This window comes from Streptomyces sp. NPDC057682, assembly GCF_042799575.1.
GTDB lineage: Bacteria > Actinomycetota > Actinomycetes > Streptomycetales > Streptomycetaceae > Streptomyces.
This window is the reverse complement of record NZ_JBHVIN010000002.1, coordinates 214,703-226,369: the sequence shown is the minus strand read 5'-3', so window position 1 is coordinate 226,369 and position 11,667 is coordinate 214,703. Positions and strand designations below refer to the sequence as shown.

Annotated in this window: 12 protein-coding genes; 4 read left to right on the top strand and 8 right to left on the bottom strand. The window is 72.3% G+C overall.

Annotated elements, in window-relative coordinates; all coding sequences use genetic code 11:
• Positions 1-11: 11 nt before the first annotated feature.
• On the bottom strand, positions 12-302 hold the full coding sequence (locus tag ACFVDM_RS03740; protein ID WP_383632649.1) for a hypothetical protein: 291 nt from the start codon (positions 300-302) through the stop codon (positions 12-14).
• Positions 303-480: 178 nt separating this feature from the next.
• On the opposite strand from ACFVDM_RS03740, the gene ACFVDM_RS03735 reads away from it, so the two are divergent.
• From ACFVDM_RS03735 to ACFVDM_RS03725, 3 genes are all read left to right on the top strand, one after another.
• Positions 481-1,041 carry a hypothetical protein gene (locus ACFVDM_RS03735; RefSeq protein WP_383632647.1) on the top strand — a complete coding sequence of 187 codons (561 nt, stop codon included), beginning with the start codon at positions 481-483 and terminating at the stop codon, positions 1,039-1,041.
• A gap of 40 nt (positions 1,042-1,081) precedes the next feature.
• Complete coding sequence (locus ACFVDM_RS03730) at positions 1,082-1,858, top strand: maleylpyruvate isomerase family mycothiol-dependent enzyme (protein WP_383632644.1); 777 nt, start codon at positions 1,082-1,084, stop codon at positions 1,856-1,858.
• Positions 1,859-1,947: 89 nt separating this feature from the next.
• Positions 1,948-2,958: a PHP domain-containing protein gene (locus ACFVDM_RS03725; RefSeq protein ID WP_383632641.1), complete on the top strand. Its 1,011-nt coding sequence runs from the start codon at positions 1,948-1,950 to the stop codon at positions 2,956-2,958.
• Between the two features lie 33 nt (positions 2,959-2,991).
• On the opposite strand, the gene ACFVDM_RS03720 is transcribed toward ACFVDM_RS03725, so the two are convergent.
• The 7 genes from ACFVDM_RS03720 to ACFVDM_RS03690 form a co-directional block, all read right to left on the bottom strand.
• Positions 2,992-4,002, bottom strand: coding sequence for an LLM class F420-dependent oxidoreductase (locus tag ACFVDM_RS03720; RefSeq protein WP_383632638.1), 1,011 nt, complete (start codon positions 4,000-4,002; stop codon positions 2,992-2,994).
• Between the two features lie 119 nt (positions 4,003-4,121).
• Entirely contained in the window at positions 4,122-4,922 is an 801-nt protein-coding gene (locus tag ACFVDM_RS03715) for a DUF5336 domain-containing protein (protein ID WP_383632635.1), read from the bottom strand.
• A 196-nt stretch (positions 4,923-5,118) separates the two neighbouring features.
• A complete protein-coding gene (locus ACFVDM_RS03710) occupies positions 5,119-6,063 on the bottom strand; it encodes an N-acetylmuramoyl-L-alanine amidase (RefSeq protein ID WP_383632632.1) in 945 nt (314 codons plus the stop codon).
• A gap of 81 nt (positions 6,064-6,144) precedes the next feature.
• Positions 6,145-6,732, bottom strand: a complete 588-nt coding sequence (locus ACFVDM_RS03705) for a class I SAM-dependent methyltransferase (protein WP_383633517.1) — start codon at positions 6,730-6,732, stop codon at positions 6,145-6,147.
• Between the two features lie 203 nt (positions 6,733-6,935).
• Entirely contained in the window at positions 6,936-8,261 is a 1,326-nt protein-coding gene (locus ACFVDM_RS03700; RefSeq protein WP_383632629.1) for a M20/M25/M40 family metallo-hydrolase, read from the bottom strand.
• Positions 8,258-9,655 carry a cytosine permease gene (locus tag ACFVDM_RS03695; RefSeq protein ID WP_383632626.1) on the bottom strand — a complete coding sequence of 466 codons (1,398 nt, stop codon included), beginning with the start codon at positions 9,653-9,655 and terminating at the stop codon, positions 8,258-8,260. The genes ACFVDM_RS03700 and ACFVDM_RS03695 overlap by 4 nt, the downstream gene beginning before the upstream one ends.
• A complete protein-coding gene (locus ACFVDM_RS03690; RefSeq protein ID WP_383632623.1) occupies positions 9,655-10,608 on the bottom strand; it encodes a DUF1177 domain-containing protein in 954 nt (317 codons plus the stop codon). The genes ACFVDM_RS03695 and ACFVDM_RS03690 overlap by 1 nt, the downstream gene beginning before the upstream one ends.
• Positions 10,609-10,761: 153 nt before the next feature.
• On the opposite strand from ACFVDM_RS03690, the gene ACFVDM_RS03685 reads away from it, so the two are divergent.
• Entirely contained in the window at positions 10,762-11,589 is an 828-nt protein-coding gene (locus tag ACFVDM_RS03685; protein WP_383632620.1) for an IclR family transcriptional regulator, read from the top strand.
• Positions 11,590-11,667: the final 78 nt, after the last annotated feature.

Below are 11,667 nucleotides of genomic sequence, written 5' to 3'. Positions count from 1 at the left end.
ACCGGCCGCCCTCAGCGCCGGATGCGGCCGGCCACCGCGTGACCGATGAACAGGTACACGACGGCGGCCAGTCCGTATCCGCAGACCACCCGGGCCCAGGCCGCGTCGAAGGTGAACAGGTCGTACGACCAGCCCGCCAGCCACCGGGCGCTGTGCCGCACGAACTCCACCAGTTCGTTGCCCCGGTTGGCGTCGAGCAGGTACATCAGGATCCACAGGCCGATGATGAACGCCATGACGTCGGCGACCGCGACGATGACGCGTGCCGCGGTGCCGCTTCCGTTGCCTCGTCTGTAGGACATGTGTTCCGGGTTGCCCGGTCCGGCCGGACGAAACCCCGGACGAATACGCGGACGGAACCCGGGCGGCACTCGGGGGGAACCCGGACGGCGCTCCCGGGTGGCGGGGGCGCCGCGCCGCGGCCAGCCTGACGGGGAGTGCCGCGACCGGCACCGGACGCCCCGGCCAGGGAGGCCAGCCGTGCCCCGTTCCACGCCGCTCCGCCGCCTCCTCGTGGCACTGGCGCTGACCTGTTCGCTGCTGGCGGGCGCCGCCGCGTGCGGGAGCGACGACGGCAGCGGCGGCGGTGACGCGAGCACCACCGTCTCGCCCACCGGCACGTCCTCGGCCCAGGCGCAGAAGTTCGCCAAGACCCGGTTCGTCGCCAACGCGGGGCTCGCGGCCGGCGCCACGTACCAGTGGATCGTCAAGCCGTACCGCGCGGGCAGGTTCAAGAAGGGCGCCGACGGGCGGACCTTCGCCCTGGTCAAGGCGGGCCTCGCGGGCGCCTTCGCGTACAACCGCCTCAAGGCCGCCTCCGACAACGCCAAGGGCGATCCGCTCCTGTCAAAGGCCGTCGCCCCGCTGACGGCCTCCATCGAATCGCTGAAGGGCCTCGGCACCAAGCTCCGCAAGGGCGAGGCGGGCGCGGGCGAGATCGGGCTCTTCGAGGGCGTCATCAACAGCGTCAAGGACGCCGGGAGGAGCGCGGGCGCCGAGGTGAAGGACAAGGTGCCGTCCACCGCGCAACTGGGCGGATAACCACGTGTGGGCCGGGCCGCCGTCGCACTAGGGTGCGACAATGGATCTTCTTTCACATGAGCACTACTGCACCGCGATTGAGCGGCTGACGGACGAGCTGCGCCGGACGCTGAACGGCGCCGACCTCGACGCCCACGTGCCGACGTGCCCCGAGTGGACCCTGCGCGACCTCGCCGTCCACGTGGGCGGCGCCCACCGCTGGGCGGGTGAGATCGTCCGCACCCGGGCCACCGAGGAGCTCCCGGAGGAGAAGATCCCCGACTTCACGCCCGCGAGCGACGACCCCGCCGTCCTCGACGCCTGGCTCGCGGCCGGTGCGGCCGGCACCGCGACGGCCCTGCGCGAGGCAGGCGCCGGGGCCGAGGTCTGGTCCTGGTCCTGGGACGCCAGCGCGGGCTTCTGGGCCCGCCGCATGGCACTGGAGACCGTCGTCCACCTCGCGGACGCGGCCCTCGCCGCGAACGTGCCGTACGCGGTCTCGCCCGAACTGGCCGCGGACACCATCGACGAATGGCTGCAGATCGTCTCCTTCGCCCAGGCCGAGGGCGACGAGGAGGCCGCCGAACTCCGCGGCGCCGGCCGCTCCCTCCATCTCCACGCCACCGACGTCCCCGACGCGGAATGGCTCATCGAGCTCACCGACGACGGCTTCACCTGGCGCCGCGCCCACGCCAAGGCCACGGTCGCCCTGCGCGGCCCGCTCACCGACCTGATGCTCGTCTTCAACCGCCGACTGGCCCCCGGCAGCGACCGCGTCGAGGTCCTGGGCGACGCGGAGCTCCTGGACTTCTGGCTGGAGCGGTCCTCGTTCGGCTGACCGGGACCGGCCGCGCCGCCCATGTGCGGCCCGCACCGGCCTGGGTCAAGCTGGACGGGCAGCCCGTCCCGCCCGTCCAGGAGGTGCCCGTGGACCCCGTCGAGGCCCTGGAGCGCGTTGCGTTTCTGCTGGAGCGGGGGCGGGCGGATACGTATCGCGTGCAGGCGTTCCGGACGGCCGCCCGGACCGTTGCCGCGATGGGGGACGGGGAAGCGGTGCGGCGGGTCGTGGACGGGTCGCTGCAGCGGGTGAAGGGGATCGGGCCCCGTACCGCGCAGGTCGTGCGGGAGGCGGTGGCCGGAGAGGTCCCCGGCTATCTGGCGGACCTGGAGGACGATCCCGCGTACAGCGGGCCACTCGCCGAGGGCGGCGAAGAACTGCGCGCGGCGTTGCGCGGGGACTGCCATCTGCACTCCGACTGGTCGGACGGGGGCAGCACGATCGAGGAGATGGGGCGGGCCGCCGCCGCGTTGGGGCACGACTGGGCGGTGCTCACCGACCACTCGCCCCGGCTGAAGGTCGCACGGGGGCTGTCGCCCGAGCGGCTGCGGCGGCAGCTCGACGAGGTGGCCGAACTCAACGCCCGCTGGGCGCCGTTCCGGCTGCTCACCGGCATCGAGTGCGACATCAACCCGGACGGCAGCCTCGATCAGGAGGACGAGTTGCTGGAACGGCTCGACCTCGTGGTGGTGTCGGTCCACTCCAAGCTGCGGATGGATCCCGCCCCGATGACGCGTCGGCTCCTCGCCGCCGTACGCCATCCCCGGGCCGACGTCCTCGGCCACTGCACCGGGCGCCTGGTCAGCGGCCGGGGCCGCCCGGAATCCCGGTTCGACGCGGACGCGGTCTTCGCCGCCTGCGCGGAGTCGGGCACCGCCGTGGAGATCAACAGCCGGCCCGAACGGCTGGACCCGCCCCGGCGGTTGCTGCGCGAGGCGGTCGCCGCCGGATGCCTCTTCGCGATCGACACCGACGCCCACGCCCCCGGGCAACTCGACTGGCAGGTCTACGGGTGCGCCCGTGCGGAGGAGTGCGGGGTTCCGGCGGAGCGTGTGGTCACGACGTGGTCGGCGGACCGGGTGCTGGAGTGGACGCGGTGAGCCGGTCGGGCCCGTGGGACGTGTCGCCGAACGTTACGCGTTGAGCTCCGCCAGCACCCGGAGCGTGTGCGGGTCCGGGGCCGTGACCAGGAGGTCGGTGACCGGGCCGGAGCGCCAGGCGGTCAGTCGCTCCGCGATGCGGTCGCGCGGGCCGACGAGGGAGATCTCGTCGGCGAACGCGTCCGGGACGGCCAGGACCGCCTCCTGTTTGCGGCCCTCCAGGAAGAGCTTCTGGATGCGCCGGGCCTCGTCCTCGTAGCCCATGCGGGCCATCAGGTCGGCGTGGAAGTTGCGGGCGGCGGCGCCCATGCCGCCGATGTAGAAGCCGAGCATCGCCTTCACCGGCAGCAGGCCCTCGGCGACGTCGTCGCAGACGTGGGCCCGGACCATGGGGGCGATCATGAAGTCCTCGGGGAGTCCGGTGAGCGAGGCCTCGTAGACGTCGGTGCGGGTCGGGGACCAGTACAGGGGGAGCCAGCCGTCGGCGATGCGGGTGGTCTGGGCGATGTTCTTGGGGCCCTCGGCGCCCAGGAGCAGGGGGAGACCGGCGCGCAGGGGGTGGGTGATGGGCTTCAGGGGTTTGCCGAGGCCGGTGGCGTCGGGGCCGGTGTACGGGTGGGTGTGGAAGCGGCCGTCCAGGGTCACCGGGGCCTCGCGGCGCAGGACCTGGCGGACCACGTCCACGTACTCGCGGGTCGCGGTGAGGGGGCTGCGGGGGAAGGGGCGGCCGTACCAGCCCTCCACGACCTGGGGGCCGGAGAGTCCGAGGCCCAGCATCATCCGGCCGCCGGAGAGGTGGTCGAGGGTGAGCGCGTGCATCGCGGTGGCGGTCGGGGTGCGGGCCGCCATCTGCGCGATCGCGGTGCCCAGCCGGATCCGGGAGGTGTGGGCGGCGATCCAGGTCAGCGGGGTGAAGGCGTCCGAGCCCCAGGCCTCGGCCGTCCATACGGAGGCGTAGCCCAGCTCCTCGGCCTCGCGGGCCAGGTCCAGATGGGCGGGGTTCGGGCCGCGGCCCCAGTATCCGAGAGCGAGTCCGAGCCGCATTCCGCCGCCTCCCAAGGTTTCTGACGGTGTATCAGATGAGGGTGTGTGCGGAGCGTACGACAGCGGCCCCCCGCCCGGAAGGGGCGGGGGGCCGCTGTCGGTGGGACGCGCGCCCGGCGTCAGCCGCGCTGGATGCCCGAGGTGTCCTGGAGCACACCCCGGCGGCCGTCCTGCGTCTGGGCGATCAGGTTCGGACCCTGCTGGTCGACCGCGAGGTACCAGGTGCCCGGCGCCAGTTCGGCGATCGGCGACGGCGAACCGTCCTCACCGAAGAGCGGACGGGCCACCGGCACCGCGAACCAGAACGGGGTGAAGTCCCCGGCGGGCGCGGCCTGCTGGGCCGGAGCGTGCTGCGGGTCGGGCTGGCCCGGCTGCGGCTGGCCGCCGTAGGACGGGGCCTGCGGCTGACCGCCGTAGGGCTGCTGCTGGGCGCCCGGGTAGCCGTACCCCTGGCCCGGCTGCGGCTGACCGCCGTACGGCGGCTGTACGGCCTGCGGCTTCGGGCCCGAGGACAGCGGCGCCTTCAGCGCGGGGACCAGCGGCGAGGCCACCGCGGCACCGGCCAGGACCAGCGCGGCGATCAGGCCGAGGATCAGGCCCGCGCCGGCGTCGATCTGACCGAGGTCGATGATCGTCCAGAACATGTTCCAGGCGGTGAACACCGTGGCGGCGACACCGAACGCGCCGAGGTCGAGACCGGCGACCTTGCGCTGCGGCTGCGAACGGGAGAGCACGATCAGCGCGGCGCCGATCACGCCCACCATGTAGACACCGATGCCGTTGCCCAGGGAGTCCCAGGAGTTGGGGCCGTCGATGTTGGAGTTTCCGTAGTCGAAGTAGTCGAGGAACGAGGCGATGAACAGCACCACCGCTGCTCCGATCACTACGCCATCGCCTCGTGTGAGGGAGCGGATATTCACGTGTAGGTCCTTAGTCGGTCGTCTCGTCGGGGCGGTCGTCGCTGCCACCGGTACGGCGCACGGCGCGAAGCTCGGGAACGGCTCCCCATCGTACGGATGAATCTATCGTCTGCCCGGACGGGTTGGGTCCCTGCGCGGATCATCGACGGGGATCCCCCCGAATTCCTCGCGGAACCACCTCGCGGGTGAGGCCGTTCTACCCGTTCAGGTAGCTGCTGATGCCGTCCGCGATGCCCTGGGCCGCCTTCTGGCGCCACCCCGCGCTGGTGAGCAGGGCGGCGTCCTTCGGATCACGCATATTGCCGCATTCGATGAAGACTTTGGGGACGGTCGACAGATTCAGTCCGCCCAGATCCCCACGGGTGTCCAGCCCCGTGCCGCCGCCGATGTAATTGGAAGGAGAGCTTCCGGTAGCGCGGACGAAAAGTCCCGCAATACGGGTGCCGAGATCGCGCGAGGGGCCGGTGATCTTCGAGGTGTCCGCGCCACCGCCGCGCACCGATGCGGGAAGAATCACATGGAAGCCCCGGTTCCCCGCGGCGGACCCGTCGGCGTGCACCGAGACGACGGCGTCGGCCTTCGCGCGGTTCCCGATCCGCGCCCGCTCGTCGACGCACGGCCCGTACGGCCGGTCCCCGTCGTGCGTCAGGACCACTGTCGCGCCCTGCGCCCGCAGCAGCGTCCGCAGCCGGCGCGAGACGTCCAGGGTGAACGAGGCCTCCGCGTAACCGGAGTTGGTGGCGGTTCCGGTGGTGTCGCACTCCTTGTGCGTGGTGCCGATGTCCACCTGGCGGTTGATCTCCGCGGTGTGCAGCCGGTTGTCCGGGTTGTGCCCCGGGTCGATGACCACCGTCCGGCCGGACAGCGGGCCCGAGGGCGCCTTCGACGGGGACGCGGCGGACTTCTTCGAGGGCGACGGCGACGGACCGGTGCGTGACGGCGACGGGGACGGGGAGGCCGGTGCGGACGGGGCCGCCGACGACGGGACCGCGTCACCGCCCTTGCCGGCCCCGGCCCCCACGAGCCCGCCCCCGTCGCCGCCGCACCCGGTCAGGCCCACCCCCAGCACCGCCACCGCCGCGACGGCGGTCAGCGACGGACGGCGGCGGGGCGTGGGGGGAACACTCTCGTCGTGGAACACCCGGCGATGCTATCCGGGAGCCCGCGCGCTGTCCGGGGGAGCGGTTGCCGGGGACCGGGCCGTGGGGAGCGGGTCCGGGGGTCAGATGCCCGGACCGGTGCGCCGCAGCACCCGCAGCGAGTCCGTGACGGAGATCTCGGTGAACGCGCCGGACTCCAGGGCGCGCAGATAGATCCGGTACGGGGCCTGGCCGCCGTGCGCCGGATCGGGGAAGACGTCGTGGATCACCAGGAGCCCGCCCTCGGCGACGTGCGGGGCCCAGCCCTCGTAGTCGCCGCTCGCGTGCTCGTCGGTGTGGCCGCCGTCGATGAAGACCAGGCCGAGCCGGCCGCCCCAGACCGCCGCGACCTGCGGGGAGCGGCCCACCAGCGCCACCACGTGCTCCTCCAGACCGGCCGCGTGCAGGGTGCGGCGGAACGTCGGCAGGGTGTCCATCCGGCCCACCTCGGGGTCCACCACCGTCGGGTCGTGGTACTCCCAGCCCGGCTGCTGCTCCTCGCTGCCCCGGTGGTGGTCGACGGTGAGGGCCGTCACCCCGGCCGCCCGCGCGGCGTCGGCGAGCAGGATGGTGGAGCGCCCGCAGTAGGTGCCCACCTCCAGCAGCGGCAGTCCGAGCGCGGCGGCCTCGGCGGCGGCCGCGTACAGCGCCAGCCCCTCGCCCACCGGCATGAAGCCCTTGGCGGCCTGGAAGGCGGCGAGAATCTCCGGCTGGGGCTCGGCGGCCACGGGGTTCCTCCTGGTGGGGCGGGGTACGGGACGGGCGGTGCGACGGCGCCATCGTGCCGTACGCCCCCGCCGGAAAAACCGGCGGGGGCGTACGGAGGGGTGAGCCCGGGTCGGGGCGGGCCCCCGGCAGAGCCGAGACGGGTGTCTCAGCAGCTCTGCCAGAGTCGGGTCATGACGCGGACGCCGAAGCGCAGTCCCTCCAGCGGGACGCGCTCGTCCACGCCGTGGAAGAGCCGGCCGTAGTCCAGGTCGTGCGGCAGCTTCAGGCCCTTGAAGCCGAAGCAGCGGATGCCGAGGTGGGTGAAGGCCTTGGCGTCCGTGCCGCCCGGGTTGCAGTACGGCACCGGGTGGCCGTCCGGGTCCTCGGCGCGCACCGCCTCGCACATGGCGTCGACGAGCGGGCCGTCGAACGTGGTCTCCATCGCGATGTCGTGGTTGACCCACTCACGGGTGACCGAGGGCAGCAGCAGCCGGTCGATCGTGTCGATCAGCTCCTGCTCGTGGCCGGGCAGGAAGCGGCCGTCGACGCGGGCGGTGGCCTTCCCGGGGATCACGTTGGTCTGGTAGCCGGCGTTGAACATGGTGGGGTTCGCGGAGTTGCGGAGCACCACCTGCATGAAGTCGGCGACCGGGCCGAGCTTCGCGAGGCTGCCCTCGATGTCGTCCTCGTCGAAGTCGACGCCGTAGAGCCGGGCGGCCTCCTCCAGCAGTGCGCGGACCGGCTCGATCAGCCGGATCGGGAAGGTCTCGCGGCCGATCCGGGTCAGCGACTCGGCGAGGTCGGTGACCGCGTTCTCGTCGTTGGGGGAGGAGCCGTGGCCGGCCCGGCCGGTGGCGGTCAGCTCCATCCAGGCCATGCCGCGCTGGGCGTTCTCGATCGGGTAGAGGCGCCGGCTGTCGTCCAGGGCGAAGGAGAAACCGCCGCCCTCGCCGATCGCCTCGGTGACCCCGGCGAACAGCTCCGGGCGGTGCTCCACGAGCCAGTGCGCGCCGAACTTCCCGCCCGCCTCCTCGTCCGCGAGGAAGGCCAGGACCAGATCGCGCGAGGGCTGCGTACCGGTGCGGGCGAGGTGCCGCGCGGTGGCCAGCATCACGGCCACCGTGTCCTTCATGTCGATCGCGCCCCGGCCCCAGAGGTAGCCGTCGCGGATCTCGCCGGAGAACGGCGGGACCTGCCACTCGGAGGCGTCGGCGGGGACCACGTCCAGATGGCCGTGGACCAGCAGGGCGCCGCGTTCCGGGTCGCGGCCGGCGATCCGGGCGATGACGCTGGCCCGGCCGGGGGCCGACTCGATCAGTTCGGAGGCGATGCCGACCTCGGCGAGGCGGCCCACCACCCACTCGGCGCTCGCGCGCTCGTCGCTCGTCGGGTTGGAGGTGTCGAACCTGATCAGCTCGGCGCAGAGGTCGACGACCTCCGCCTGGGCCTCGTCGGAGGCCGGGACCAGGGCGGTGCCGGATGCGGTGCTCATGCTGCTCCCACGGGGGTGGTGGTGCGGGCGGCCGGGGCGGGGGCGGTGCCGTCCTGCTCGTCGGCGAGGACGGAGGTGCCGTAGGGCTTGATCCAGCCCAGCAGGCCCAGGACGCTGTACAGGACGAAGGCGGTGGCCAGCGAGTTCAGCGCGGGGATGCCGCCGTCGTAGAACTTGCCGACGCAGAACGCGGCGATCCAGATGGCGATCGACATCGGGACCCAGGTCGGGGAGTACGCCGGAAGGGTCTCGGCCTCGCGGGTGTCGTCCAGCGGCTTGCGCATCCGCTTCACGACCCAGTACTCGGCCACGATGATCCCGCCGATCGGCGGGATGGCCACACCGAGGATGGTCAGGAACTCGGTGAAGTGGCCCATGATCCCGACGGCGGACAGCACGGTGCCGGCGATGCCCAGGACGATGGTGACCGCGCCGCGGTGGACGCGCTTGCCGAAGACGACCTGGAAGAAGTTGACGACGCCCAGCGAGGAGCCGTACAGGTTCCAGTCGTTGATCTTCGCGGTGGACATCAGGACGACGAGCACCCCGAAGGCGCCGGAGGTGGAGAGCACGATGTGCGAGACCTCGTTGCTCTTGACCAGATGGCCCAGGAGCACACCGGTCAGACCGACGATGTACTCGGAGAGGATCATCGACGAGGCGCTCTGCAGGAAGACGTGCGAGCCCTTGCGGTTGTAGCGGGTCATCTCGGGGGAGACGATCGCGCCCGTCATGTAGCCGCCCGCGATGGCGGTGGCGGCGACGGCCAGCGGAATGGTGTCGCCCGGCGGCGGGGAGTGGATCAGGTCGCTGAAGGAGTGGTCGTTCAGCGTCCGGATCACGGAGAAGGCGACCATGGCGAAGAAGAGCGGGGTGACGATCTTCGCGAAGTTGGCCATGTACCGGAATCCGAAGATCACCAGGGCGGTGATGGCGATGCCCGCGAGCACGCACCACATCCAGGACGGCCCGCCGACCAGCGCCGAGACGCTGTCGCCGAAGATCTTGTTCTGGACGCCGAACCAGCCGACCAGGCTGACCGCGATGACGAAGCTCACCAGCGCCGAGCCGTTGCGGCCGAAGCCGACCCAGCGGGTCAGCATCGGGGTCGCCAGACCCTCGCGCATCCCGGCCAGACCGATCGCGAAGATCACCACCTCCAGGATCACCGCGCCCAGCGTGAACGCGAGAAAGGCGTCGCCGAAGGTCATGCCGACGCCGATGGTGGCGCCCAGGGTGAACTGCGAGATCGAACCGGACTGGGCCAGCCACTGGAGCAGCATCGACCAGAATCCGAAGCGCTTGTCGCGCGGGACGCGCGAGAGCGCGTAGTCGTCGCTGCCGATGCTCTTGGTCGCGGGGACCGCGGCGTCGGCCTGCGGGGCGGCTGCCATCAGGACTCCTGGGGGGTACGGCCGAAGGTCTGCAGGTGAGCCAGCGACCCGTAGCGGTTGACGAGGTTGTCGAACTCCACCGCGTCGTGGAAGTCCAGGTGGCCGCCGCCGAAGGCCTTGGCGACCTCGACGGCGTAGCGGGCGGCGGAGGCGATGTCGCCCTCGTGGCTCGCGCCGGTCCCGCAGCCCGGCACCGCGGCGGCCGAGGTGATGGCCAGACCGACGACCGGGGCGGCCGTCGCCGTGGCGGGCTGAAGGATCGAATTGATGTGGTGTGCCCCATTACCGTACGGGGTGATGTCCTGGGTGGTCACCGGATACGTGACCAGGGGCTCACCCGTCACCACGGCCAGCAGCTCGCCGAGGGCCTCGGAGACGCGGAGCACCCAGCCCTCCTTGACGGTGGGCGACAGGGCGAGGCCCTTGTGGTTGATGATGCGGTTGCCCTTGGTGGTGTCGATGGAGAGCACCGCCTCCATCTCGCCGGTCACCTCGTGCCGGTTCATGGTCGCGATGTCCACCGGCGAGCCCATGAACGGCACCGGGTCGTGCGGTTCGGTCGGGGCGTCCGGGCAGATGTGGGTGGCGACGATCACATCGCCGGGCAGGACGTCGCCCCGGCGGCGCATGTCGAGGAGCTTGGCCGCGGCGGCGAGCGCCGAGGCGGCGCCGTCGGCGTCGGAGACCATGCCGGTCACCTCGGGCCGGGCGCCGATGCCGCCGAGCCGGCCGACGACGCCGAGCGTCCGGGCGTCGCCACCGGCGGTACGGCCCCGGGAGCCCGGGATGCGGACCATCACGAAGTCCGTCGAACCGCGCTCACCGGCGACCGTGGTGACCGTCGCGGACGAGCCCTCGGCCCCCGCCACCGTGTCGAGGTACTCGACGACCGTCTTGCCATTGACCTGGGGGTCGTCGAGGAGATCGACGACATCCAGCACGTACTTCAACATGGGGGGCCTTTCTCGCGCATCCGTCGCACCCGTCCGGCGCCCGGCAGGGAGAGGGGAGCCGGGACGGGGTGCTGAGAGCAGATTCGGGATCCGATAGCGTTGAACGCAACCGTTTCCCGTTATTTGCAATTCAGGTCTGAATGGTGAGATGACATGGCGGACTTTGATCTGGACCGGCGGACGCCCCCCGGCGCCCTCCAGACCGTCGACCGGGCGCTCCTCGTCCTGCTCGCGTTCGAGCGCTCCCGGCCCGACTGGGGCGTCACCGAGGTCGCCGAGGAGTTCGGCTGGGACACCTCGGTGGCCCAGCGGCTGCTCGCCACCCTCGCCGGACGCGGCTTCCTGGTCTCCGACCCGGTCACCCGCCGCTACCGCATCGGCCCCGCCGTGCTCCGCCTGGGCCGGCTCTGGGAGCGCTCGGGATCACTGGAGCTGCTGGCCGGACCGGTCCTGGAGGAACTGCGCCGGGTGACCGGCGACACCGTGCTGTTCTGCCTCCCGGACAGCTTCCACATGCGGTGCGTCGCGGCGGAGGAGGGCGAGACCGGGCCGCTGCGCTACTACCCCCTGGTCGGCGAGCTCTACCCGGCGCACGCCGGAGCGACCAGCAAGTCCTTCTACGCCTATCTGCCCGACGAGCAGCGCCACCGGCTCTTCCGGGGCCGCCCGATGGCCCGCTTCACCGACCGGACCGTCACCGACCCGGACCTGCTGGAGCAGGAGTTCCTGAAGATCCGCGCCCAGGGGTACGCCTGGACCGTCGGCGAGTACGACACCGGCGTCGCGACCGTCGCCGTGCCGGTCTTCCTGGGCCGCGAGCCCTACGGAAGCCTCAGCCTGGGCGGCGACAGGGAACGGTTCCAGGGGGCGCCGGAGAACCGGCTGGACGCCCTGCGGCAGGCCGCCGAACTCCTGGAGCGGCGCCTGACCCATCCGCCGCAGCGCCCCAAGCCCCGCCCCCGCCGCCCCCGTACGGCCTGACTCCGCCCCCGTACGCCCCGGCTCCGCCGCCCGTACGGCCCGGCTCCGCCCCGTACCGACCGCACCGCCCGCCCGCGC